Raw genomic sequence first — 26,159 nt, forward strand, 5'->3', positions numbered from 1 at the left:
GTTTCGATCAATCTGGCAGATGAGAGAAATCAACTTTCTCGTCAAATCGACCTGGAAGTATTGTAAATTCTCTGACCCACTGTTCAGCACTTAGCGATGTGAAGCGCCCTTGCTCTTCAACTGGATAACGAATCGCTGTTCCCGGAGTGACATGGCTCAGCACTCTCGAATTGTTCACAACGACCATGCCATTGACAATCACCCAGGGAATCCCGGTCGAAGGCAATCCAGTGGTACCCGCCTTAAAGCCCGCGTGATCTGTAACTTTATCCGGATCAAAGACGACAATATCAGCGACTTTATTCACCTGCATTCGTCCTCGATCCTTCATCGACAACAGACCCGCATCACCCAAATGTTTGGCACTCCAATAGCTCAGTTGCGCCAGCGTATGCATTAGAGGCACACCGTATTCTCGCCCCATCCTCAGAACCTTGGCTCTGGTTCCTGCGCTGCGGGGGTGCCCCACGTAATCTGTGTATTCAGCATTCCAGGGCAGCAACTTTCCGTTTCCGCCGACGCCCGGCATGCCGTCACTGGCTACCGTCATATGCGGCATGGTGAGCCAGTAAGGGAGCCACTGGCGGCGTGGGGGAAGAAACACGACCACGGTTCTGGATGGATCCTCTTCAACCAGGCTTTGGTAAGATCTTTTGTCCAGGAGACGATCCGTCTTGGGATCGTATAGTGTGTCCTCATATTTGTAACCATACTTTTCTTCCCAAACGGCGGGTTGCAGAAAGGCGGCTGAGACAGCTGTCGAACCGGCGTCGTACGGATAGTACTCGGACCACATATTCATGCCCCGGAGTCTGGCCAACTGCAACTTCTCTTCGATTTCCTCCCAGCCGTAGTCGTTGTTGTGAGCAATCAAAAGAGGGGCGCCAAGCAATGCGGCATTGGTAAAGACCTCATCAAACCCTATCGCTGATTCGGTTGGGGGTTTTGAATCCAGGTGAAAGCGTGTGTGTACGGACGCCGGACGTCCATAGCGTGCTGCTGTCCTCTGAACTTCGAAGACTTCATAGCTCGAAGCAGCGCGCGCCATATAGGCAAGCGGTATTCCGACACCAATAGCACCCTGGCGCAAATCTTCATCGATAAGTGCACTGATCTGGTTAATCTGATGGGTGTTACTTCTACTTTCGGACCAGCCTGATAATCCGTCTGCGGCTGCTTTGGCAATATGGGAGCCACCACTGCCAAAATCAACTGCCACTTGAAAAGAAACTTCGGTATCGTGCACAGCCATACGCGCAAACGGATAGGAAGCGGCTACACCGAAGTTTATCTGCCAGCGTCCCTCTTTCTTCTTATACCAGCTTCCAACATTGATAGCCCCCCCTTCCAGGTCTAACCCAGTGGTTACCCCATCACGCAATGCCATTTTGCTGGCGAATACATCCTGTCCATGAAATTGCGTATCGATAAATCCCGGAGCAACCACCATACCCACCGCATCTATTACCTCTTGAGCTCCTATTGGATCTGAGGTGATAGCGGCAATGCGCCCATCGAGTATGCCGACATTTCTTACCGCATCGAACTTGGTTTCCGGATCCATGACCCGGCCTCCGATGATCGCTATGTCATAGACCAGCGCCTCAGTGGCATCAACCGCGCGCGAAGCAACTACAGCGAAATAAGTGAAAAGAATTATCCAGATAATTCGGACCATTTGCGCCCCCCGAGTTGTTTCTGATTTGTTTGGTAAAGACTGGTTGGATATTACACGCCTGTCTTTTTTCGGACGATTGCGAAATTGGTCACCCCTTGGCCCTATGTGCCAAGGCCTGGCCATTTTGGCTATCGTCAAAAATCGACCGATGGTTTACATTGACTGTAAGAAAGCTTCGGAAGGAGAATTCCAGTGAGTATTAGAGTCAGCACACGTCACTTGCAGATGATCGCGGCCGTCGTCGACGCGGGAAGTATTTCGGAGGCAGCGCGTCGTATTGGGCTCACCCAATCAGCGCTGAGCCACCGGATACGTGAGGCGGAAAGACTGCTAGATACCAGCCTCTTTTTCCGGGAAAACAATGTACTGGTCCCGACCGACACGGGAAAACGTTTACTCGACACCGCCAGAACGGTACTTCAGGCCATAGAAGATGCTGAGTCTGACATTAAGTATCGGTCAGACGGAATAGAGAGAGTTGTGCGATTGGGTATAGAACAACTTGGCAGCTACTCATGGTTACCCGGTTTTTTACAGCGCTTCAAGGCACAGAATCCGACGGTTGGGACAACGGTCGTTGCTGATGTATCCCTAGATCCGATAGCGGCATTGCGCACAGGTGTCATAGATGTGGCCATCGTGTCCAGTGATCAGCAGGCTGGTTCGTTCCGCGCCACAAGTCTGTTTGAGGATGAGCTTTTGGCTGTGATACCGGCTACACACCCACTGGCCAGGAAGTCCTGGCTGGAGCCGCAGGACATGGTAAATCAGACCTGTGTTGTTCATCATGAGAAACCTGAATTTGGATATAAGCACGAGAGTTTTCTTGCGCAGGGTTCTGCCCAATGCAGAATCATTCGTGCTGGAGTCACTGAAGCAGTCATGGCTTTTGTTTCCCAGGAGCAAGGCATAGCATTTCTACCAAACTGGACCCTGAGTGCGATACAGGAACCACATCGGATAACCACCTCCAGGCTAACTCGCAAAGGCATGCATTTTGATTGGCACGCTGTCACTCGAGATTCAGAGCAGACGAATTCCCCCTCCGCCAATTTTGTGGAGGCATTGAAAGAGTATTTTTCTGAAAATGAACGGCCGAATTTGACCCTATTGGCATAACTTTTAAAATTATTGTTTTGAAGGCAATAGTATTGAAGGCATCACCAGGGAACATATTCGGTGTATTGTCATATAGTTGGCTATTGCCAGACCTCGTTCGCTACGCGCAACAGATTCTCACCCAATATCTTACGTATGCTGTCATCGCTGTAATTGAGCTTCAGCAGTTCTTCAGTAATTTGGGGAATTTTTTCCGGTTCCATAATCGCCATATCCGGACCATAGCCCAAACGAGAGGGCCAGACATCCTGTGTTTCCGCCAATGTCTGGTGTAACTCGCCTATGCCATAACAATAGTCGATGCCGATGCCAACATGCTCTATACCCGCCCTCTGCACCACGTAGTCAATATGGCGAACGAGTGTGGCAGGACGTGTATCGTTATTGCCAAGAAAGACCCCAATACCATTCAGAGAGACCACGCCTCCCGAGGCGGCGCAAGCATCGATCAGCGTGTCCGGAATGTTTCTGGGGTGATCCTGGAGGCTCAGTGGATTGGAGTGAGAAAAGATGGTCGGTTTGTCAGTATTCGAAAATACGTCCATAGCCGTTCGGTAACCTGTGTGGGAACAGCACTTTACCATGCCGACGCGGTCCATTTCTTTAATCACTTGCAGCCCAAAGTCGGTCAGCCCTGAATCCTCTTCATGACACCCCCCACCGATACAGTTAGTCCGATTGTAGACCATGGTCATCCAGCGTACTCCCAAACTGTAATAGAGGCTCACAAGGCTGATCTGCCCTTTCATATCACCCGGGTTTTCCACACTGAAGGCAACGGCCAACTTGTTCGCTGGCTTTGCCGCGACAATGTCCTCAGGGGCAAGGGCCAACCGGTATTTATCTGAATGTCTGTCTATCCAGTACCTGAAGTTGGCCGCCGTCCGAGTCAGTGTTTCTATTCCACAGCCATCATTGCCCGCTATACTCAGAATGACCATATCCACACCTGCCCTGCGATGACGCTCAAGCTCATTCATCCAGCGGTTATCCTTGGAATAAGGCAAGCAAACCTGATTATCCCAAACCAATGATTCTGAATGAAGATGTTGAGCCCTGGAAGTGATGTTCCAATAGTCCATGGGTGCGACCTCACCTGTAATGCCCCATTGGGGAAATCGATATACTGGATTTGAAGAAGGTTTAGTCAAACGAATGATCGTTAAAGTGACGCCTGGATTCCGATTCAACGTGCGAGTCCCATTGCTCGCGTGTCATTTGGCTAACACTTGAAAGTTCATATCGAAAGTAGTCAAATTTCGGATGATAGTTCGCATCAAGTTCCATATATTCGAAGTGACCGCCTCGCTGATTCACCAGAAGGTAACCGGTTCTTCCGCCAACACCCCGTCCACTTATGGAATACCGATAGCAACTGCGCCCCTTGTAGGACTCCTCCCCGACATACAACATTTTCATATTGCCCGTGTATGCCAACTTTCCGGGGGGTACAGGCGCCGCAACACCGACTTCAACATCGGACCTTGGATCTCTCAAATGCCGAAAGGCAAAATTCAAATCCGAGAAATCGAAGCCGTGATTGGTTGCGGGAAAGTACCCCGGCATGTATTCCCCTCTGGGAATGCGACTGCCTCCGTAAACATAAAGGTAAGAAGGTTCCTCCTTCAGAGCCATACGTAAGGTTTCCGTTCTGACAAGCTCTTTGCTGATCTCAATTTGATTAACGCTTTTGATGGAAAATTTTTCCCAGTCCATTTCCGCTTCAACAACAACGGTATGATCGGCGCCAGGATACATCTTGAAGCTCTCGAGCTTGTTTTCGTCTGCCACATAAAGTGCAATATTCTTAATGTAGGACTTGTCCCGGTTTGAAATCGTAAAGTGGTAAACCGTGCCAACCTGTATGCGTGTTGGCTGAAACTCAAATTGCTCAACCGAAACTGTGGTGGATATATTTTGCAGCTCTTGAAAAGGACTTTCTGTCGCAACCACTCTTGATTCAATTTTGTTGAGAAGTCCATTGCCGCCACAACCAGACAAGACCGCTGAACACAACAGGCTGAGTAATCGTTTGGTTATCTTCATATCCGCTCCTGATCGCCGTAAGAATATTGGTGCTCCAGGCGAAATGTTGTGCGACTAGAGCCTCGCGGGTAATGTTCGAATCCTTTTTCCCGTAGCTGCGTATATCGCATTGGTAACAGCGGGCACTATCGGAGGGAGTCCGGGCTCACCGATACCGCCCATTTCAGCACCGCTGTTTATGATGACTACTTCGATTTGCGGTGCATCGCTCATACGACAGACTTGATAGTTGTGAAAATTGGTCTCAACCACCCTCCCTTTGTCAAAGGTAATTTGTCCTGTGAGACCATTAAGTCCGAATATTACGCAACCCTCCATCTGCGCCCGCACACCATTTGGGTTAACCGCGAAGCCGCAATCGATGGCACACCAGACTTTCTCCACTCGAAACCGTCCATTTTCCACCCTGACTTTGGCCACATGAGCACAGACCGCCTTAAAGGAATAAGCATCGTGCACAGCCACCCCAAGACCTTGGCCTTCAGGCAACTCCTCACCCCAGTCCGACATCTCCGCAACGGTATTGAGCAGTTTTAACATTCTCGGGTTCTTGCGATAGAGCTTACGTCTGTAGTTAACCGGATCCGCATTGGCTGCGTAAGCTGCCTCGTCGACCATCGACTCCATGGCAAAGGTCGTGTGGGAATGCCCAACAGACCGCCACCAAAGCGTAGGAACCGGGCTTACCAACGGTCGAGCCTCGACCCGCAGGCCAGCAACGTCGTACGGAAACGGTACCAGTCCTTCTACTTGGGCCGAGTCGAAAGCGGCCGACTTACCACTATCCACAAAGCCTCCAATACTGACGCGCTGACCAACCACACGATGTTCCCAGGCGTCTATTTCCCCTTTCTTATTCAGAGCGACGCGAACTCTATGAGTATATTTGGGTCGATAAAAACCGCTGGTCATGTCATCTTCTCTGGTCCAGACCATCTTTATAGGCCAGGGCTCGCCCCTGGCGATCAGGGCCGCCTCGGTAACGAAGTCCGCCGTCTTCGACGCACGGCGACCAAACCCTCCCCCAAGAACTTGGGTGTGAATATTGACCTTGTCGGGCGCATATCCAAGAACCTCAGCGGCATACTTTTGGTCACCGCTCTGCGACTGGGTACCGACAAATATGTCCGCGCAATCGCCATGGTCATGAACCGTACAGTTAAGCGGCTCCATACACGCGTGCGCCAGGAATGGCAGTTCATATGTCTCATCCAGAACCTGACTCGCCTGCATAAAGGCTTGCTTGCTGTCGCCATTACTCTTGACAAGTGCTGCACTGTCTTTGAGCAGTTCACGGTATTGCTGATCCAGCGTTGCAGAACTGGTCCCCGCCCAGGCGCCTTCATCCCAAACAACTTTGAGTGCATCGCGAGCCTTCTTCGCACGCCAAAAGCTGTCCGCTATGACGGCAACGCCGGAGTCAATCTGCTTTACCTTGCGCACTCCTGGCATCCTGGCCGCGACAGCGTCGTCAATAGATACGATCGAGGCCCCAAAAACAGGAGGATGAAGTACGCAGGCATAACAAAGTCCTGGGAGTTGTACATCGATACCATACCGTGCACGACCAGTGATTTTCTCTTCCGAGTCTATCCGCCCCACCTCCTTACCAACTAAGCGAAACCGTGACTCGGGCTTTAACTTGACGGTGTCAGGGAGCGGAATACTGGACGCCAGTTTCGACAGATCCCCATAGCGTAACTTGTTGCCTGAGACAGCATCAATAATGATCGATTTCTCTGTGCGAATTCGACTCGGTTCGATATCCCAATGCCGTGCTGCAGCCGCGATCAACATGATTCTGGCGGTGGCTCCCGCGTTCCGGAGGCGGTCGTAGTTAGCATAGGTACTGGTGGATCCCCCGGTCAACATCGATCGGGCATAGGGATTGAAGTATTCTGGATCAACCGGGCCGACTTTTACCGATATCCTGTCCAAATCTGCATCCAGCTCTTCGGCCACAATCATGGCTAACCCGGTCACCACATTCTGCCCCATGTCAGAACAGCCAATCATGAGTTCAATACTGTTATCACTCAGTATTTTTATATAGGCATTCGGTGTAAAGCTGTGAGGCTCGCCAGCCCTGCGGTTGCGAGCCATGGCTTTTGTATTAAAACAAAAACCAAGTAGCAGTAGCCCACCCCCGGATGCTGTGTTTCTCAGAAAGTTTCGCCGTGAAACGCCCCTTGCTGCGCTCATAAGCTGGCATCCTCCGCATATGCCGCAGCACGCCGAATGGCTTTGCGTATTCGGGGATAGGTGCCACAACGGCAGATATTGCCCGACATGGCATTGTCAATGGCCTCATCAGAGGGATTGGGATTTTCCGCCAGCAATGCGGCGGCCGACATGATTTGGCCTGATTGACAATATCCGCACTGAACGACATCTTCTTCAATCCAGGCCCGCTGCAGGCTATTTTCCTCTCTCTCGGATAGCCCTTCGATAGTCGTAATGTCCTTTCCGGCGACAGCAGCCACCGGGATCATACATGATCGAATGGCGGCCCCATCCAGATGCACAGTACAGGCTCCGCATTGAGCCATTCCGCACCCGAATTTCGTGCCCACCAACTTTAAGGTATCTCGAATAACCCATAGCAGCGGTGTATCAGCATCCGCGTCGACCAGCTGAATTCTTCCATTTATTTTTAGCGATATTGACATATGGCTCCTCTAACAGCGAACGCAGTGCAACTTTCAATTTCGATTCAAGGCAGCTTCCAGCCCAGAAGATTGGCAAAGTCCAACAGCGGCACTAGTGCAATCAACGCGGTAGTGAGCAAGGTAAAGTGTATGCGCCTGAATACTGAACGCTTGCCCGTTCCCCAATAGTGACTACGCCAAGCCAGAACACAAGCACACAACATCAATACGGCCAAAATCGCCATCAGATTTGCCACGCTGATAAGACCAACAAAGCGCTCAATACGGCCAGTAGCAATCACATAGTCCAGTGAATCTCCCGATTCAAAGCCAAACTGCAGGAACGCCACCATGGTAATCAGGCACAACGGAGCCAATACGGGAAGGTAGCGACTACCACCGGCGCTGAACCCCCGGGCCGGCCAGAACGCAGCGAGAAAACCCGTGAACATCACAATAATGCAGATCGGCAAGATCGCCAGCAGGAACGACAGATTCAATACCCCCTGTTGCCGAGTGTAGTGACGCGAAACTCCATCAACCACCAGGTGCATTCCTTCTCCATCCTCAATAAAGGCGACAAGCGCAGGCTCCTTCCCCTCACGCCAGAACACCTTGGGAGCAATCGCCTTGAATCCATCCAGCCCCAGCATGGTGAGCCCGCCATTACCATCTTCAGCAACGGAGACAGTTTGAAACATGGCGTCGATAACTTCGTAGGTAGAAAAAGAACGTCTATTGGTCATGTACGAACCGACATACCGGGACAGATCCTCAGTGGGCGCGGCTTCTGCGAACACCGATTCCTCCGGCCGATATTGACCAACAAACCGAGTTAGAAAGTCATTGGTTACCACGTCCACGTCAACCGGCGGCATGCGCTCAAAGTCCGGATTGGGAGTATCGTCTACGGGATTGCTGCCTTTTCCACCCATGATCGATATAAAGATACCCGCACCACTGTTCATCATCAGCGTCATCTTACTGTTGGAACCCGGCCAAGCACCTTCATGGGCCAGTAATTTCTCCGCTCCCCACTGACGGATGGGGAATATCACACCCCATCCCCCCAACAGCGGGTGCATCCGGGCATGAATTGAGTGCATTAACTCGAAACTGCCTGAAGTCAGGATGGTGTCGCTATCGGAACGCCCTGCATCCAGGTGGGCGTTCATATAACGGGCCATATCCGTAGCTGTTGACTGAATGGCCCCGGTTGCTGCAAACATGGGATGCATTCCCAGAAAAGGCATGGGTTCAAAAGTGCCGTTGGGGAAAGTCGCATAAGGGCGACCCAACTGTGAAGCTGGTTGAGTATTAACACTGACTCCGCTATTGGACATTGCCAGCGGAGAAAAAATATTGCGCTGAATATATTCTTGATACAACAGCCCTGTAAGGTCCTCTATCATGATGCCTAGTACCGCGACACCAAAATTATCGTAAACGACCCATTCACCCGTTGCGCGAACAAGAGCCGGCATCACGCTTTCAATATACTCACCCGAGACCTTCAATGGCTGGTCTTTCATGACTGCCAGCCCGGTGAATCTATCTTCAAAACCGGCCCTGTGAGTCAATAAATCCCATATTGTGATCTGTCTATCGGCATTCATCGGCAGCTGAAACCGCTGCAAATAGTTGTTCGCCGGCTCGTCAAGACTCTTGATCAACCCACGTTCAAGTAATTGCACAATAGCGGTACCGGTAAACGTCTTTGAAATTGAACCTATTCGAAACAATGTTTCTGAGGGAATGATTGGAGCCTCCTTTGCATAGTCCGCGTATCCATAACCCTTGGCAAGCAGCAGTTCACCATCCTGAACAATGGAAACAACAGCCCCCGAGAAACGCCTGTCCGCAAAAGCTTTGCCGAGGACTTCATCGGCCCAGGCTTCAACACCCTGCGCATCCAACTTAGCCTGCGCCATCGCATTGCCTGCACATACAAGCCATAGAATGGCCATCACAGCTGTCTTAATCGCGTTCAAACCAACACTCTCCCGCTAAGGTTAGATCCAGTAATGGCCAGTGCCAATACATGAAAGGCTATTGCCTATCCTACTCCGCCCCCTCCCCAGACTCCATGGCCAAAGGCGCCACTGCATAGCGGATGGCGCCATAAAAATTCCGGCCGGGCAGTGGAAATCGTGACGTTAGCGGGAAAATAATGATTAGAGCAATGAATCTTTTCAACATCCCATACATCGACTGCCTCTTAACCATAGCGATATCATGTCGGGCGAACGAGCAACCGATTTTACCGGACTTAAGAACCATGAAAACAAGCAGGACCATACTTTCAGCAGCTCTGGCGATGTCAGTGATTAGCGGGTGCAATACTGACCTAACGCCTTCGGCTATAGAAAACCCCAATAATAGCGCAGCGACGTCTTTGAATGCGGACTCAAAGTCACTTACCCCCTCTGTGCAAGCCAATCAGTTGTTCGATAAACTGTATATGGAACAAGTGATGATGAAACCGCAACTTCAGACCTTTCTCGGCATCAAGACCAGTCAGGATAGATGGGATGACTTGAGCGATGAAGGGCAGAAAAAGCAGTTTCAGCTAGCGCAGCAACAGTTGGCACTTGTAGAAGCGAGTATCGACTTTCAACAGTTGGACGATAACGCAAGGTTGAGCTATACACTGTTCACCAGAAAGTTAAGAGAAGATATTGAAGATTTCAAGTGGCGTCATCATAACTATCCTGTGCATCAGATGTTTGGTGTCCACAGCCGTGCGCCGGAACTTCTGATAAACCAGCACAAGGTTACCAGCGTAAAGGATGCTGAAGACTATATCGCCAGACTGAATGCACTGCCCGTACTGTTTGAGCAATTGATTGAAGGGTTGAATCGTCGTGCCGAATTGGGCGTCATTGCTCCAGGCTTTGTATTCCCGCATACGATTAGAGACTCTCAGAATGTTATCAGTGGCGCGCCCTTTGACAACGGCGAGGACAGCACCCTTTTTGCGGATATCAAGTCAAAAATCGGCAAGCTCGGCATTGACGGGCAAGAACAGCAGCGATTGCTGTCAGCCGCAAAAGAAGCCCTGACAAGTCAAGTGGGACCCGCCTACAAAAATCTGATCACTACACTGGAGAGCCTCAAACAGCGCTCTGATGATCGGGATGGTGTTTGGAAACTGCCAGACGGAGCAGCCTACTACGAGCACATGCTTGCGCGTATGACCACCACGGACTTCAGCGCAAGCGATATTCATGCCATCGGTCTGCAGGAGGTGGACCGCATTCACGATGAAATTCGGGTAATCATGAGCAAGGTCTCATTCAAAGGCAGACTACAAGAATTTTTTGAACATGTCCGCACGGACCCGAAGTTCTACAAGGAAGAAAGTGAACAAGGGAAGCAGGAGTTCCTCGACCAAACCCAGGCCTATATCGACGAAATTAACGCGCGTCTGGATGAGATGTTCTTGACAAGACCGCAAGCCAAACTGGTGGTAAAGCGGGTTGAGGAATTTCGCGAAAAATCCGCCGGCCGAGCCTTCTATAAGCGGCCAGGCCCAAATGGTTCACGACCTGGAATCTACTATGTCAACCTGCACAGGATGAGCAACCAACCAAGTTACCAGGCCGAAGCGCTGGCCTTCCATGAGGCGCTGCCTGGTCACCACATGCAGCTCGCCATCGCACAGGAACGGAAGGACCTACCAAAGTTCCGCCGCTACGCAAGCTACAGTGCCTACAACGAGGGCTGGGGGCTCTACGCCGAGTACGCCCCGAAAGAGATGGGATTCTATCGAGACCCCTACTCGGATTTTGGTCGTCTTTCGATGGAGTTGTGGCGCGCCTGCAGACTGGTGGTCGACACCGGGCTGCATCATAAACGATGGTCCCGCCAGCAAGCGATTGACTATCTGGCTGAAAATACACCTAATCCCAAGGGAGATATTACCAAAGCGGTTGAGCGTTATATCGTGATGCCAGCCCAGGCCACGACATACAAAATTGGTATGCTGAAAATTCTGCAGCTTCGCTCAAAAGCCAGAGGAATCCTGGGTGACAAATTTGATATTCGCCAGTTCCACGACGTTGTGCTAAAGAACGGTTCGGTGCCTTTGGATGTATTGGAAGAGCAGGTGAACAGCTGGATTCTGGACAGTCAGGTATAGTGCCCTTTTAAAATGGAGGCCCGAGAGCCTCCGTTCTATTATCCCTGTATCAAGCTACCAACCGCGGGTACGGCGCCAGAAATTGGTGCAGCTGCTACCCTCCAGTACGCAATAATGCTCATATTGCCCTGAGGTCGCGCACGCATGGTTGGGCAGGATTCGCAGCATGGTTCCCACCGGAAAGTCGCAAGGCTTAAGGGGTGCAGCACCGTTTCTTACCATAATAATGCCGTGCTCTTGATTGGCTTTCCCCATGATAACATCCATCAGCGGTTCTCCCTCCAGATCGCACACAACTCCGTATCCTTGATCCAGCCTCTGTTTTTCCGTTCCACGATCTCTGGACATTGCCATCCACCCGGCATCGACGATCACCCAGCCCTTTTCTTCTTGGTGACCGATAACCGTAGTAAGTACGCTTATCGCAATATCGGACAATTGAGCTACGCCCAGTCCCACCTGAAAAAGATCGAGAAAAGTATAGACACCTGGACGTATCTCAGTGACGCCATCCAGGTTGTTTGACATTAAGGCGGTTGGCGTGGATCCAATTGAAACGACCTGACACGAAAGCCCTTCTGCTCGAATTGCCTGCGCGGCGCTCACCGCAAGGTCTCGCTCCTGTTGCGCACAGTGGCGGATGTCGTCAATGGAATCGCAGTCATAGGACCCACCGGCGTGAGTCATTACACCTTGCAGAGTCAAACCACTGGTTTCCTGAATTGCTCTGGCAACATCAATCAATTCTTCACCCATTGGTGGCACACCAGACCTGTGACCGTCAACATCAAGCTCTATCAGAACGGGGAGTTCAATACCGAGAACTCTTGCACGCTCACCAAGCAGGTTGATCGCTGCAATATTGTCAGTAACCACTGTTAACGAGCATCCTCGGCTTATCAAGTTCGCCACTGCCTCTACTTTATTGGGGGTCAAACCGACTCCATACAGAATGTTGCTGTAACCACCCTCAAAGAAATACTCCGCCTCCTGCAGTGTTGAAACCGTTATACCAGCGGTGTTTCCTCCCTTTTCGACATCTGCGAGAACTTGCAGTGATTTGTGTGTCTTTACGTGCGGTCGCAGATTACAGTTCAGAGCACCCATTCTTTCAGCCATACGCTGTATGTTTGCTCGCATGACTTCACGCTCGAGCAGGAGTGACGGTGTTGGCAGCTGTCTGATATCACAAGGAAAATTCTCTTTCATTACCTGACCTCAATCCAACTCAATGATACGTTCAGCAGCTTTTGCTGCATCCACCACGACTCGTGCTGCGGCCAAATCCTGAAGCGCCATGCCGGTGCTGTCAAACAAGGTAATTTCGTTATCGCTGACACGCCCGGCATGAAAACCTTCAATGACCGCTCCCAGGGTTGTGATGTCCGCTTTCTGTATCAACCCGGCATTAAACGCGTGCTGGCACTCACCCAGTAACGCAGCTTGCTCTGCAAGATCTCCAAAAATACTTGCTCTGGCCACCAGCAATTCATCGACTTCCTGCTTTCCGACAGTATCGGCCCCCATACAGGCCAGGTGCGTTCCCGGTGTTACCCAATCTTGTTGCAAAATCGGGCGACGAGAAGGAGTGACGGTAATAATCACGTCCGCAGCGGTGAGTTCCTCGGGGGTCGCAGGTCTGGCAGCGCAGCCGCAGTTAATGGCTTGTGTGGCAAGAGTCATGATCTTGTCAGGGTTTGGGTCACAAATCAGGACGAGGTCAAAATCACGCTCACGCAAAGCAGCACTTAACTGAAAAGCGCCTTGTCCACCTGCACCAACGATTCCCAAAACACGTGCATCCTCCCTGGCCAGATATCGAATCGACAAGGCACTGGCTGCGGCTGTTCGTAACGCCGTCAGGTATGTCGCTCGTACCAGTGCCGTAGGCTCGCCGCTGTCTTCGTCAAACAAAACAACGGTTGATTGATGATTCGCCAGCCCACGTGACGCATTACCCGGCCACAAGCCGCCCGCCTTGACCCCCAACACCGGAGCTCTTCGGTCAAAACCTGACTTGAAACCAAACACAGCATCGGCATAGTTCAAGCTTTCTCGAACTATGGGAAAGCATTCGGCAGCCTCCTTCGCCAGGGCACAAAAAGAATCTTTGACAGCGTCGGTGATTGCCTCTTGGGTAACCAGTTCTTCAACCACGCTTTCGGAAACATAGTACAAATGAGTACTCCTTGATCTCGAGATCGTATCGAAACCTCTTGCAAATTCGAGGTTCAGTAGTCATCCGATATGATTGCAACATACCCAGATATTTGCAATTTAATTTGCAGATATTGTCAAATTAGGGAACAAGGAAAACAACGTTGACACACAAATAGAACTTAAAATAGGATAACCATTCTTTAATTTTCATTTAAATATGTTTTGATACTCATTTGCTACATTTTTTGCAGAATTTGTATTTATTGCATATCTTGCTAGAATATTTCACGTAATATCGGTCAAGTAATGACTCGCACTCACAAACCCGTTGCTGGCTAGGGTCGTGCGATAACGCACCAGAGGATAGTGAAAACATGAAAGCAGGAGAGCGAATTAAGGAACTTCGAAAGCAGAAAAAGATCACGTTGGCAAAGCTCAGCGAACAGACCGGACTCTCGGCATCATCGCTTTCCAGAATAGAGAATACTCTACTTTCATTAACCAACGAGAAAATGCTAAAGATATCAGAGGCATTGGGCGTAGAGATAAGCGAGATCGTACCCGCCAAAGCTCCAGCCACCGCCGCACCGGATCTTCCCTCCAATTCCCTTGCAAGGCAAGTGACCTCGTACAGGCGAGACAGGGAGTTCGTCGCAGAAGATAACACCAGAGCCTGCTACCTGTTCAGCGAATTGAAGAAAAAAAACATGGATGTGGTTCTGGTTGAAGTTGACCCTCTACCGATAGAAGACACCGAATTCATCAGACACTCAGGGGAAAAAAGTGTCTATGTCATCAAAGGAAAATTGGAAGTCCACTTTGAATACTATAGCCCCAAGGTACTCGAACAAGGAGACGCTATCTATTTCGATAGCGATATGTGGCATTCGGTTACCGCACTGAATGGAAAGAAAGCTGAAATACTGGTGACCTACTTTTACGGCACGGACAACACCAGTTCACCCAGTGTAGAGGGGCGCAAGGGCTTCCTGTAGGCAATGCTCACATAATCAGAGGTGTAGCCATGAAATCATGCGAATATTCGGATAATTCCTGCATCGTTCTTTCAATAGTCAAGGCACTTGATGAGGTTGGACTCGACAGTAGAGAAATACTTCAGCATTTGGATATTGACCCGAATTTATTGGGCGCTGGTGATTGCCGTGTTAGCCAGGAGCAAATGACGACTCTATGGAAATTGGCCGAAAAGCGATCGGGTGATGAAAGCCTCGGATTGAGAGCCGCGAGACATGTCCGCTTGGCGAACTTGCAGATCGTCGGATACGCCATGCACTGCAGCGGCACGCTTGAACGGGCATTACAACGACTTATTCGCTTTCGGCGGCTGGTTTCAGATGCAGGTATCATGGATCTAAGTCAATCGGGGAATCTTTACAGGTTTTGCTTGATCCTGGACACGCAAGGGGGTGAAATTGCCTATCAGAGTTATGACTTTTGCATTGCCTCGTTGGTTGTTCTATTGCGCGAAATTGCTGGTGATACCGCCTTTACTCCATACAAAATTTGCCTGGAAAGAGCGCAGCCCGAGAATATTGAACAGTATCAGGATCTGTTTCAGTGCAAGATCGAATATGAACAGCCTCAAACTTGCATTTACCTGAACCGCAGTCAGTTGCAACAGCCCATTCCCACCGGCAATGAGCATCTCGCTGCACAGCTTGATGACATTGCCGAAAAACAGATTAACCAGCTAGACAGAGTCAGCTTCAAGCACCAAGTCCGGACTGTTCTGAACACCCATCTGCACGAAGGCGAACCCAGCAAATCTTTGGTCGCACAGGCCTTCAGGATCAGCAATCGAACGTTGCTGCGTCGACTCCGAGAAGAGTGCACAACCTATCAGGAAGTGCTTAACGAACTTCGGGAAGAAATGGCCTGTAGCTACTTGAGACGACCCGGGATGACGCTGGATAAGACATCAACACTACTCGGTTTTTCAGATGTTAGTACTTTTTCTCGCGCCTTCAAAAATTGGACTGGCAAGAGTCCCAGCTTATGGAGAGAGCAATCCTCAATGACTAAAAATTTTCAGCCCAAACTTGCATAGGATACCTCAATGATTTGCTTAAATGATGTCCAGCAGGCACAACGACGTATCGCTGCCTACATCCATAAGACTCCTGTTGTCACCAGCAAACGTCTGAACGATTGGCTTGGACATTCCGTCTACTTTAAAGCCGAGTGCTTACAGAAAGTGGGAGCATTTAAGGCGCGGGGTGCCTGTAATACTCTGGCCTGGCTAATCGAAACCGGCACCAAACCCAAACACGTTGTCAGCAACAGTTCAGGCAATCATGCACAGGCAGTCGCCTGGAGTGCCCGTCAATTCAACATACCCGCCACCATATATATGCCCCGCAACGTCTCCAGAGTGAAAGCCAAAGCAACTGCGGCCTACGGCGCTGAAGTGGTTTTTTGTGAATCCCGCGCCGAAGCCGATCAACGGGCATCGGAAGCGGCCGTACAAACAGGAACTTTCTGGATACCACCGTTTAACCATGAACAAGTGATCGCGGGCCAGGGAACTGCAGCTTACGAAGCTCTGGAGCATCTACACCGCGAGAACAAGAAAGTGAATGCCGTATTCGCGCCTTGCGGCGGTGGTGGTATTCTTTCAGGAAGCCTGATCAGTACACGTGGACTTTCTCGCAGCACCAGCGTCATTGGCGCAGAGCCTCTCAAAGCCAACGACGCCGCGCAGTCCCTAAGGCGGGGCGAAATCGTGAGGTTGCCGGAACAGCCTGTAACTCTGGCTGACGGAGCAATGCCCTTATCAGTCGGTGACATTACTTTTGATCATCTCAAGCAACTGGACGATTTTTTTGAGATAGGAGAAGAGTCAATCGCCTATTGGACCCAGTGGATCAGCCATCTATTGAAGCTACATGTTGAGCCGACAAGCGCCATGTCAATGGAAGCCGTCAGACAATGGTTAAGACCCAAATCTACACGGCAGACCGTATTGGTTATTCTGACTGGAGGAAATATAGACCATCAAATGATGTCCCGAATCTGGCAGGAAGATTACTTGTCAGAGGTACCGACCTGCCAGACCGATCCATATTGATACTTCTATGAATCGTAGAACCTAAGTTGAATTTCTTTGGCAGAGTCCGTTTTTGTCAGCATCAGCATCAAAAGGACTCGTGCCTTCTGTGGAGACAGGTCTCCAGAGACCACGAAATCCAGAAGATCGTCATCAACCTCAGCATTCCTGATGACTCGACCTGATCCAACTCGAGAGCTTCTTACGACAATGACACCTAGCTGTCGCATTCTCGCCAATGCAGATTCTACTGCGGGAAATAGATTCCCATTGCCAACTCCGGCATAGACGATTCCCTTTACGCCAATCTCGGCAAAAGCACTCACAGCAGCGGGCGAAGCACCTGCATAACCATAAGCAATTTCGGTAGACGGCAGTGAATCGACCCCGCTGACGTCAAAGTGGAACGACCTTCGCTTTGGAGGATGGAAAAGAGTCGAACACCCCAGATCAATTGTGCCCAAAGGCCCCTTCCCAGGTGCTACGAATGCATTGACGTTTAGGGTATTTGATTTGGTTGCGTCTCTCGCAGCGAGAATCTGACCATTCATCACAATCATCGTGCCATAGTTCCTCGCCTTTTTACTCGAAGCCAGGGCTATTGCATCATACAAGTTGCGGGCGCCATCTGGGCTTATGCTTGTCGGAGGGCGCATAGAACCAACCAAAACCACCGGTTTTTCACTGTCGATAACCAGATCCAGGAAATAAGCCGTCTCTTCCATGGTATCGGTACCGTGTGTAACCACAACACCGCTTACAGAATCCCTGCTCAGGTGATACTCAACTCTCCGTGCCAGCTTCAACCAGATTTCCATGGTCATTGCCTGACTGCCGACTTGTGAAACTTGCTCGCCTGTTATATTTGCCAGATCGTGAATCTCTGGTACGCTGCCAAGCAGGCTGTCTATTGGTAATGTCGCTGATTGATAGCTTGACCCTGTCGAATTTACGCCACTTCCCGCGATCGTACCGCCAGTAGCTAATACAACCACCTCGGCCTCTCCGACAGAATAGTCCGAATAGTGCACAAGGAAAACTGATATCAGAAATGCACTGATATTGAAAACTCTTGCCATGGTCTAAACTCCGATATTAGATGTATTTATCACCGAAACCCTGCGCCTGTGTATTCAGGATAGTAGCCCTGCAAAGCAGCGGTCTTAAGAGTTCCAGAAGAGAAGACTACCAGGCAAGACGTTTCACGAAATATGAGCGTTGTGAGAAGAGATGTCGAGTTAAGATAGCTGAAATGAACTGCTTCGGGAGCGGAATTTCTTTTCCGCTCCCGAATAGGACTAAACCACGATCAGTAAGTAAATTTGGCTCCAATGCCAAAAGTCCTGGGGGGCTCCATATTGGAGTTAATTCCGCCGGCGACTCCATTAAAGGCTGTATTCGAAAATACTTCTTCGTCGGTCAGGTTTCGACCCCACAGGTAAACTTGCCATTGGTTCAGGTTTATCCCTGCACGAGCATTCACCAAGACGACATCGCTATTGTTAAATATGTGGTTTCGGGTTGAATAAAACTCTGAACGATAGTTCAGATCAGCGCGAATAAACCCACTGAATTCACCGGCGATTTTGTAGTCGTACTGGGCGGCCAAACTACCGTTCCACCTGGGTAAATTGGCTCTTTCCGGGCCATCTTCTTTCAGAACTTTACTGTAGCCTGCAGAGGCAACGAACATCAGGTTCTCTGTAGGACGATAGGTCATATCCATCTCCAGGCCCCGGCCAGCAACTTCTCCGGTATTGACCACGGTACTTTGTCCTGGCAATTCTCCTGGCATATTAACCTGCTGCTCCGTATAGTCGAGATAATACACGGCCGCATTAAAGGTCAGATTGCTGTCAGGGAATGACGATTTCACACCGACCTCATAAGAGGTGATGTATTCCGGATCGAATTCAGCCTGCCCGGGACTGGTTCCTGATGTAGCGTTAAAACCACCGCTCTTGAACCCGCGAACCACTTTGGCATAGCTGTTAAGCTCTTCGCTCCATGTATAGTTCACGACAAGAGACGGTGATAGCGCTTCACTGCTCGCAGTCTCAGTGAACGGAGCAACATTGATGAACCCGGGGAAAGAGGCATTCTGGTAAAAATCTATGGTCTTTTCTTCCCAGGTGTACCTGAGACCCATGGATACCGACAGTGCATCACTCAAATCATAGCTGGCGTTACCGAAGAGTGCATAGGCTTCGGCAACTTCACTGCTGGCCCACAATGCGCTCAACCCACCAAATCCCGGCGCCTCAATTTGGGTTTCGCGATCAAAGTCCTGTGTAAAATAGTAGAAGCCGGCAGACCAGGTCAGACGATCACTGTCCGGTGAATCGATTCTCAGTTCTTGGCTGATTTGATATTGATCTTCGGTAATCATCGCATCGACCAACTCATCGGGGGTTTGATCTATATCTGCGATGTAGGTCAGATCAGTGCCTCTATAGGAGGTGATTGAAGTCAACTGATGATCGCCGAGACTGTAACTCAGGGTTATAGCAGTGCCCCATATATCACGGTCATCAGCTCCTTCCTGTTCGTTAACTTGCCTGTCTGTCAGAGATTTCTGGTCCTCAGGGCTGGGGGTAATATCTTTCGTACCGCCGTTGCTTCGGTCCCTCTGCGCGTCGATTGAGAAGGTGATCTGAAGATCATCGGATGCTTGGTAGCTTGCCAGTAAACGACCACCCAGAGAATCCTTATCGTTAATGGATTCACCTGTGAAGGCGTTGTCGAGATAGCCATCCCGTTCTGTCGAGATTACCGCACCGCGAAGCGCCAGACGATCGTTCACAGGCAGGTTGAGATGACCCTTGATCGTACGCTGGTCGTAATTACCTACACCAATATCAATGGCTCCTTCCACTTCGTTGGATGGCTTCTTGGAAATAATATTGAAGGCTCCCAATGTGCTGTTACGCCCGTATAAGGTACCCTGCGGACCTCGGAGCACCTCAACAGTGGCCAAATCTAGGAGTGCAGCGTTAAACGCACCTGAGCGTCCCAAATAGACACCATCGTGATAGACGGCAACACCAGACTCCAACCCTCCGTTTGTGGTGTCACTGCCAAAACCGCGGAGTGTAAACAGCGATGCGGCATTGGAATCGAGGTTAACGAACTGGACATTGGGGACCATGGTAACGACATCTTCAAGCGCCAGCGCGGAGGTCTTCTCAAGCACGTCGGAAGAAAGCGCCGTCATGGAAATCGGAACATCCATGAGTCGCTCTTGCCTTTTCTGAGCATAGACAACGATCTCTTCGAGAAGTGACTCGGAGTCGGCATAAGCTTCTTTGCCCGCATCCGCTGCGATTGCTGCGCCCGGAAAACAAAATGTAGAAATTAGGAACGCCAATGGTTTGATTGAAGAAGATTTACTCTGCATGTTTCCTCTCACCTGTATTTGCGATTTCTGCAGTTTTTGATTATTCGGTATTAAATTCAGGAACACTGGAATCTGAAGCACCATACTTGTAAACCGCGGCAGTTCAATTATAGACCAGTTCCATGTCAGTCTATGGGGTTAAACGTAGCACGCAAAGACAATTTATCTATTAACGCTATCTGATTTTTTCATAGGCACCAGCCCACCAGCATCAGTGCGATGGGACCACTGGAAGTTCTAAGTGAGAAGCCGCTGTACTCGAACGATATATCGTCTGGGTTGCCTTTTGATAATCTCCCTCTCTGGCTCTATATATATTCATAAATTTGTTGGGATTTCGGTCGTAGGCCGGAAACCAGGATGAATGAATATGAACCATAATGCGGTGTCCCTTCTTGAAGGTGTGAAATTTGTCCCATATTGTGAATTGAATGGGGGACACTTTGGCAGGTTGCATCGGTTTAGGGTGGGAAAAGCTTTCACGGTACTTCGAACGCATAACCTCCGCTCCCAACAGCATTTGATAATCACCCATTTTGACACCTCTTGGGTTGGACTCCGGATCCGGAGTGTTACCAGGAAAGACGTCTATAAGCTTCACAAAGAAATCAGCATCCGTACCTGAAGTCGAAGCGAACAAGTTGACACCAATGGGGCCGGCAATGGTGACATCCTCCTCCAGAATATCCGTCTGATAAACAAGAACATCAGGTCGCGTCGAAACCAGGCGCTGATCTTCAATCATCCATGAGTGCCCTTGACGAGTGCGAATGTCAGTTGAGAACGGAACTGGTTTTTTCGGATCGTCTACATAGCTGTCTTTAATTGAAGTGGAATCCAACGGCGGCGGGGAGAAAGCCAGCTTACCACCTACGCGCAAGTAGAGTTTCTTTACACTTGCAGTCCTTGGCGGCCATTTATCGAATTTGCGCCAACGATTGCTTCCGGTTTCGAACACCGTGGCTTCAACCGGCTTCCAATCGCCCTTGCCTTTCAGGTGATATTCAAAAAAGGGAAGAACAATATGTTTTTTATACCATTCGGTGGTATTTGACCCAAAGTCAATGTCGCCCAGAGATCGACCATTGTCACGCAACCATTGTGTATGTCTCCAAGGCCCTATCACCAGCGAATTTTCAATACCTGGATTGCTCTTCTCAACTTTGTTGTATATGGACAATGGCCCGAAGAAGTCTTCGGCGTCAAACCAGCCCGCTACATTTAGGATCGAGTGATTTATGTGCTCCAGGTGGTGTGTAACAGACTGCTGTTGCCAAAACTCATCGTAGTTTGGGTGTTCGGCAAAATCTTGCCATGCCGGCACACGTCCATCAAAGTACTTCTTGTTAAGCTCACTCGTTGGCCCCGCTTGCAGAAAGAATTTATACCCCCAGGGCGTTCCTTCGTAATCAAAGGGTTGGGGTTGCTGCTCCGTAACACCACTTCGTTCTCTGCCTCTGCGACTCAACCAGTCAAAAGAATACATCAATCTGAAGGCACCATTATGATGCCAATCGTCGCCAATAAACATATCTGCAGGTGATGCCTGAGGAGACGACGCTTTTAGCGCCGGGTGAGCATCGATCATACCCATTGCAGTCGTCCATCCCATATAGGAAATACCCCATTGGCCGACTCGTCCATTGTGGCCATCGATATTCTTTATCAGCCAGTCAATGGTATCGAAGTTGTCTGTACTTTCGTCCGTTGCTTTGGAATCTGACTTGTCGGTTCTTATCGCGCGGATGGGCACAAACTCACCTTCAGACCGGAAGGTTCCGCGAATGTCCTGGTAAACGAATATGTATCCCTCTCTTGAGAATTCCTTTGAAGGCCCCATCGAATCCATGGGAATGTGAGAATTTCCGTAGTAGCGGATCGAGTAGGGTGTCCGATAGAGCAGTATGGGGTACTCTTGCGATATATCCCTCGGGGAATAGACGGCTGTAAATAGCTTGGTACCATCGCGCATGGGGATCATATATTCCCGCTTTTGATACGAAACACCCGCTGAATCCTCAGATCCCTCTTCACCTGCGCTGGCCAACATAGCAGGGTAAAAAAGCAGCAGAATATAGACAAGTATTCTCAATCGAAGCCTCCTCGTCTTGAACAAGCAACTACTTGTGCCCAATTTGATGGAAATGGCGGACCATTCTTCTCTGATTCCGGCTCCCAACACAAGCGCAAAATACTGATGAAGCTATCGATTTTTCCATAGTACCAACGACATTTTCTCTATTGAATCTCGATTGCGGCCGTTATAATGAATCCATGAATCTCCACCCCTAAGTTGTCGAATATGCCTGAATTAACAATTCGAAATGTGACACCACCTGATCTCGACAGATGCTTCCATATTGAATCGATTGCCTACAGTGGCGACGAAGCTGCCAGCAAGGAAAAGATCTCGAATAGAATTCTACGCTACCCGGAAGGGTTCATGGTTTTGGAAGTCGAGGGTACAATAGCCGGCTTTATCAACTCCGGCGCCACTGACAATGTGGAACTCTCCGACGAGGAGTTTAAGGAACTCGTCGGACATAATCCGAAGGGGCCCCACATTGTTATTTTGTCTGTCGTTGTCCATCCCGAATTTCAGGGTAATGGCTATGCTGGAATGCTGCTGGAGCACTTTATTGAAAGCATGAGAACCCTGAAAAAGATGGATGTCTTTCTTATTTGTCAGACAGATCTGATATCTATGTATGAGAAATTCGGATTCAAATATCTCAAACAATCAGAATCCGATCATGGTGGTCTGAGTTGGCATGAAATGGCTCTTACCCTGAAGAAATAGCTGAAGGCTCATGCTGGAAAATATGTTTTCGATAGGCAAACAGGCCCGGTAAACCGCCGGTATGCACGAAAACGATGTTGTCGTCTTCATTAAAATGGCCCTTGCGAACCAGATCAATTAATCCGGCCATGGCTTTGCCGGTATAGACCGGATCAAGTAATATCCCTTCCAACCGTGACACTATCTGCACAGCTTCCTGCATTGACTCTGTGGGAATTCCATAGCCTTCCCCGATATAATTGCAGTTGACGGCAATATTGTCACGCCCTGGTGCATTACCCTCGCCCAGGAGCTGCGAGGCTTCTGAGACGACTCGAAGTACCTTTTCTATCTGCTCCTGTTCGGGAGAGCTAACCCCTATACCGAGAACTGGAACGGGGCAATTCAAGGCACTCAAGCCCATCAACAGGCCGGCCTGAGTACCACCGCTCCCCGTTGCGTGAACCACATGGTCGACAGGGAGTTGCTGCTCATTGGCCTGGGTAATCAATTCCATCGCACAATCGATATATCCAAGCGAGCCAACTGCATTTGATCCGCCGATAGGAATAACATAAGGACAGCCCCCTGATGCCGCTATCTCATCCGCGACCTGCCCCATGGTGGTTGCCGCATCAGCCCCCCCGGAGCAATGCCTAATTTTAGCACCAAACAATCTATCGAGCAGCATGTTCCCGGATTCCCTATAATCACTATCCGGGTTTAGCATGTCATCGACTATGACCAACTCACAGTTTAGGCCCAGCTTGGCCGCCGCCGCCGCTGTTTGTCTGGCGTGCCCTGATTGTATTGCACCCGCCGTAATGACAGTATCCGCATTTTTCAGTAACGCGTCGGCCATCAGAAATTCAAGTTTTCGAGTTTTATTGCCACCGGCGCCGAGACCGGTACAGTCGTCCCGTTTGATGTATATGTTTGGCCCACCCAGGTATTTACTCAATCGGGGTAGACGTTCAAGTGGAGTTTTTCTGTGCGCTAGCTGAATGCGCGGAAATCTGGATAGGAGCATGTTCTAACCCGACCTTCTAGTCCAATGAATAGCAAATTAAAAGCGCGCCACTGAAGTCTTTCCAAACACGACGCGGTTATCTTCGACTATGCGTCGAACACCGGCCTGTACATCAGCACGAATACAACAAACTTTGAAACATCTATCATGTTCCTGCCCGTGTATCGAATGGTGTAAGAATCCACCCTCTCAACAGAAGGAAGATAGCTTAAAAGCTCCGCTGTGCGGCGGCTTTTAAGACTCAGCTCCAGATTGATTGGCCCTTTGAAACGATAGGGTTCGATCTTCCCTGTTTTTTGCAGCGCCTTTTTGGTTTTCTCTTCGATAACTGAATAGGCGGCGGGAGGTGATAGTGTTCTGGCCGAATGAAAACCCAGAGACCATTTCACAACGGCAGTTTCGATATCGCCAAGCAAAGCAGCGGCTTCTTCTGCGATGGCATCATCACCTGAAACCATGATCACCGGCACACCAAAGTGACCGGCGATGGCGGCATTAAAGCTGGCTTCGGTCATGGGCGTACCGTTAATCTTAACCGAGGTGAACTTCGTACTGGAAATAGTATGTGCTCGCACCCCGTCGGGATTGTCGGAGCCGGAGTGGTAGCCGATAAAAATCACCCCATCGAAGGAATCGTCGATCCCTTCCATCATAAACAACGGCCGGGGCCAGGATCGAACAAGTTGCACATTCGGATTAAGTTCGGCCGGCAGCAGTCCCTGGCCGTTACCGTGGGAGTCACTGACCAGAATCTCTGTTGCTCCCGCTTTGAATGCCGCCTCAATGGCAGTATTCACTTCATTTGTGTAGATCTGGCGAAACTGGTGATATTCGAAACCGCCTGGGGCGAGCTGGTGTTCGGTAACCGCGCCAACCAGCCCCTCCATGTCTGCTGAAATATAGATTTTTTTTGAATCTTTGGCTTGAGCTGTTGCAACACCCAGAGGCATCAGCAATAACCAAATTATGAAAGACCTCAACATGATAGCTCCTCGGACGCTGACTTTTTCAAGACAGAATTTTTATCGCTATTCACCGCTAATCACCGCCTTTTCTCCATAGACTGCAACTTCCAAGCCATCGGGCCCTATCTTTCCGCGATACATCCCCGTTGTATTGAAATTCATCACTACCTCTCCGCTATTGTCAATCGCGATGATGCCGCCCTTCGCCCCCATAGACACCAGCTTCTGCTGTATTACTTCGTCGGCAGCCTGTTGCAACGGTATTTTTTTGTACATCAAGCGAGCACAGATATCATGGGCAACATTTGCCCGGATAAAGTACTCACCGTGGCCTGTGGCCGAAACCGCACAAGAGGCATTATCCGCGTAGGTGCCCGCACCAATGATTGGCGAATCGCCAATTCGTTGATAGCGCTTGTTCGTCATGCCTCCGGTAGAGGTGGCAGCTGCCAGATTGCCTTCAGAATCGATTGCTACTGCTCCCACCGTCCCCATCTTTCGCTCTTCCCAAAGGGGCGCAACGGGCTGAATACGGGTCTGCTCCTTGGGGTACTTCGCTCTTTGCAGCATCTGCCAGCGTCGCTCTGTGTAAAAATAGTCCGGTTCGACCATCTCCAATGCATTTTCCCGCGCAAACGCCTCTGCCCCGGAGCCGGCCATCATTACATGAACCGAGTTTTCCATGACAGTTCGGGCCAGTTTAATCGGGTTCTTCACCAGCCTTACTCCTGCCACCGCGCCTGCGGACAAATCTCGTCCGTCCATGATAGAGGCGTCCAACTCATTGCGCCCCTCATGAGAGAAGGAGGAACCCTTGCCGGCGTTAAACAGCGGCGAGTCCTCAAGCACCACCACAGCGGCAGACACGGCATCGAGACTTGTGCCTCCGTTTTCCAAAACTCCATAACCCACATGCAGAGCCTGTTTCAACTGGTCCAAGTAGGCCTGCTCCAACTTCGGCGTTAAATCAGACTTGGCAATGGTACCTGCACCACCATGGATCACCAACCTGGGTTCCGCGGAGAGAGCATTCGAATTAACAAACAGGAGTGAACAACATGCAAGCAATAGGGAGCAATACTTCATAGCCAGATAATCCAGGTCAGCACGTCAGCTTCTGAATTTATCA

General features: G+C 50.0%; 20 protein-coding genes. 6 read left to right on the forward strand and 14 right to left on the reverse strand.

The genetic code is table 11. From position 1 onward, the window contains the following. Nucleotides 1-7: 7 nt before the first annotated feature. Entirely contained in the window at nucleotides 8-1,678 is a 1,671-nt protein-coding gene (locus HBA55_RS02540) for an amidohydrolase family protein (protein ID WP_166986594.1), read from the reverse strand. Between the two features lie 192 nt (nucleotides 1,679-1,870). On the opposite strand from HBA55_RS02540, the gene HBA55_RS02545 reads away from it, so the two are divergent. After that, complete coding sequence (locus HBA55_RS02545) at nucleotides 1,871-2,797, forward strand: LysR substrate-binding domain-containing protein (protein ID WP_166986597.1); 927 nt, start codon at nucleotides 1,871-1,873, stop codon at nucleotides 2,795-2,797. Between the two features lie 80 nt (nucleotides 2,798-2,877). Here the strand turns inward: HBA55_RS02545 and HBA55_RS02550 are convergent, their stop codons facing one another. From HBA55_RS02550 to HBA55_RS02570, 5 genes are all read right to left on the reverse strand, one after another. After that, nucleotides 2,878-3,879, reverse strand: coding sequence for a dipeptidase (locus HBA55_RS02550; RefSeq protein ID WP_166986600.1), 1,002 nt, complete (start codon nucleotides 3,877-3,879; stop codon nucleotides 2,878-2,880). A gap of 61 nt (nucleotides 3,880-3,940) precedes the next feature. Then, the gene (locus HBA55_RS02555; RefSeq protein WP_166986603.1) at nucleotides 3,941-4,843 is read right to left on the reverse strand and encodes a hypothetical protein; all 903 of its coding nucleotides are present in this window, start codon (nucleotides 4,841-4,843) and stop codon (nucleotides 3,941-3,943) included. Nucleotides 4,844-4,897: 54 nt separating this feature from the next. Continuing rightward, nucleotides 4,898-7,045 (reverse strand): xanthine dehydrogenase family protein molybdopterin-binding subunit, encoded by a 2,148-nt coding sequence (locus HBA55_RS02560; protein ID WP_166986605.1) that lies wholly within the window; start codon nucleotides 7,043-7,045, stop codon nucleotides 4,898-4,900. After that, on the reverse strand, nucleotides 7,042-7,512 hold the full coding sequence (locus HBA55_RS02565) for a (2Fe-2S)-binding protein (protein WP_166986608.1): 471 nt from the start codon (nucleotides 7,510-7,512) through the stop codon (nucleotides 7,042-7,044). The genes HBA55_RS02560 and HBA55_RS02565 overlap by 4 nt, the downstream gene beginning before the upstream one ends. Before the next feature lie 44 nt (nucleotides 7,513-7,556). Then, on the reverse strand, nucleotides 7,557-9,482 hold the full coding sequence (locus tag HBA55_RS02570; RefSeq protein WP_166986611.1) for a serine hydrolase domain-containing protein: 1,926 nt from the start codon (nucleotides 9,480-9,482) through the stop codon (nucleotides 7,557-7,559). 287 nt (nucleotides 9,483-9,769) lie between these two features. Between HBA55_RS02570 and HBA55_RS02575 the strand changes: the two genes are divergently transcribed. Continuing rightward, the gene (locus HBA55_RS02575; RefSeq protein WP_166986614.1) at nucleotides 9,770-11,632 is read left to right on the forward strand and encodes a DUF885 domain-containing protein; all 1,863 of its coding nucleotides are present in this window, start codon (nucleotides 9,770-9,772) and stop codon (nucleotides 11,630-11,632) included. A 54-nt stretch (nucleotides 11,633-11,686) separates the two neighbouring features. On the opposite strand, the gene HBA55_RS02580 is transcribed toward HBA55_RS02575, so the two are convergent. Together HBA55_RS02580 and HBA55_RS02585 are read right to left on the reverse strand one after the other, a co-directional pair. Then, on the reverse strand, nucleotides 11,687-12,841 hold the full coding sequence (locus tag HBA55_RS02580) for an alanine racemase (RefSeq protein WP_166986617.1): 1,155 nt from the start codon (nucleotides 12,839-12,841) through the stop codon (nucleotides 11,687-11,689). A gap of 9 nt (nucleotides 12,842-12,850) precedes the next feature. Continuing rightward, nucleotides 12,851-13,810 carry an ornithine cyclodeaminase family protein gene (locus HBA55_RS02585; protein WP_166986620.1) on the reverse strand — a complete coding sequence of 320 codons (960 nt, stop codon included), beginning with the start codon at nucleotides 13,808-13,810 and terminating at the stop codon, nucleotides 12,851-12,853. Between the two features lie 356 nt (nucleotides 13,811-14,166). Here HBA55_RS02585 and HBA55_RS02590 point away from each other — a divergent pair, with 356 nt between their 5' ends. The 3 genes from HBA55_RS02590 to HBA55_RS02600 are packed head-to-tail and all read left to right on the forward strand — an operon-like array spanning nucleotide 14,167 to nucleotide 16,880. Continuing rightward, on the forward strand, nucleotides 14,167-14,787 hold the full coding sequence (locus tag HBA55_RS02590; protein WP_166986623.1) for a helix-turn-helix domain-containing protein: 621 nt from the start codon (nucleotides 14,167-14,169) through the stop codon (nucleotides 14,785-14,787). Between the two features lie 29 nt (nucleotides 14,788-14,816). Further along, nucleotides 14,817-15,860 (forward strand): AraC family transcriptional regulator, encoded by a 1,044-nt coding sequence (locus tag HBA55_RS02595; RefSeq protein WP_166986626.1) that lies wholly within the window; start codon nucleotides 14,817-14,819, stop codon nucleotides 15,858-15,860. A gap of 9 nt (nucleotides 15,861-15,869) precedes the next feature. Beyond that, nucleotides 15,870-16,880, forward strand: a complete 1,011-nt coding sequence (locus HBA55_RS02600; protein WP_166986629.1) for a serine/threonine dehydratase — start codon at nucleotides 15,870-15,872, stop codon at nucleotides 16,878-16,880. A 5-nt stretch (nucleotides 16,881-16,885) separates the two neighbouring features. Here the strand turns inward: HBA55_RS02600 and HBA55_RS02605 are convergent, their stop codons facing one another. The 3 genes from HBA55_RS02605 to HBA55_RS02615 all read right to left on the reverse strand — a co-directional run bounded on the left by HBA55_RS02605 (nucleotide 16,886) and on the right by HBA55_RS02615 (nucleotide 22,348). Continuing rightward, nucleotides 16,886-17,938 (reverse strand): asparaginase, encoded by a 1,053-nt coding sequence (locus tag HBA55_RS02605; protein WP_166986631.1) that lies wholly within the window; start codon nucleotides 17,936-17,938, stop codon nucleotides 16,886-16,888. Nucleotides 17,939-18,168: 230 nt separating this feature from the next. Then, nucleotides 18,169-20,256: a TonB-dependent receptor gene (locus HBA55_RS02610; RefSeq protein ID WP_166986633.1), complete on the reverse strand. Its 2,088-nt coding sequence runs from the start codon at nucleotides 20,254-20,256 to the stop codon at nucleotides 18,169-18,171. 211 nt (nucleotides 20,257-20,467) lie between these two features. Continuing rightward, nucleotides 20,468-22,348, reverse strand: a complete 1,881-nt coding sequence (locus HBA55_RS02615) for a CocE/NonD family hydrolase (RefSeq protein WP_166986635.1) — start codon at nucleotides 22,346-22,348, stop codon at nucleotides 20,468-20,470. Between the two features lie 210 nt (nucleotides 22,349-22,558). Here HBA55_RS02615 and HBA55_RS02620 point away from each other — a divergent pair, with 210 nt between their 5' ends. Next, nucleotides 22,559-23,056: a GNAT family N-acetyltransferase gene (locus HBA55_RS02620; RefSeq protein ID WP_166986638.1), complete on the forward strand. Its 498-nt coding sequence runs from the start codon at nucleotides 22,559-22,561 to the stop codon at nucleotides 23,054-23,056. Here the strand turns inward: HBA55_RS02620 and cuyA are convergent. The 3 genes from cuyA to HBA55_RS02635 all read right to left on the reverse strand — a co-directional run bounded on the left by cuyA (nucleotide 23,040) and on the right by HBA55_RS02635 (nucleotide 26,035). Beyond that, nucleotides 23,040-24,065, reverse strand: a complete 1,026-nt coding sequence (gene cuyA / locus HBA55_RS02625; protein ID WP_166986640.1) for a D-cysteate sulfo-lyase — start codon at nucleotides 24,063-24,065, stop codon at nucleotides 23,040-23,042. The genes HBA55_RS02620 and cuyA overlap by 17 nt on opposite strands. A gap of 86 nt (nucleotides 24,066-24,151) precedes the next feature. Further along, nucleotides 24,152-25,048 (reverse strand): M55 family metallopeptidase, encoded by an 897-nt coding sequence (locus HBA55_RS02630; RefSeq protein WP_166986643.1) that lies wholly within the window; start codon nucleotides 25,046-25,048, stop codon nucleotides 24,152-24,154. 45 nt (nucleotides 25,049-25,093) lie between these two features. Then, nucleotides 25,094-26,035, reverse strand: a complete 942-nt coding sequence (locus tag HBA55_RS02635) for an isoaspartyl peptidase/L-asparaginase family protein (RefSeq protein ID WP_338109359.1) — start codon at nucleotides 26,033-26,035, stop codon at nucleotides 25,094-25,096. Nucleotides 26,036-26,159: the final 124 nt, after the last annotated feature.

This window comes from Pseudomaricurvus alkylphenolicus, assembly GCF_011683955.1.
Lineage (GTDB): Bacteria > Pseudomonadota > Gammaproteobacteria > Pseudomonadales > Cellvibrionaceae > Pseudomaricurvus > Pseudomaricurvus alkylphenolicus.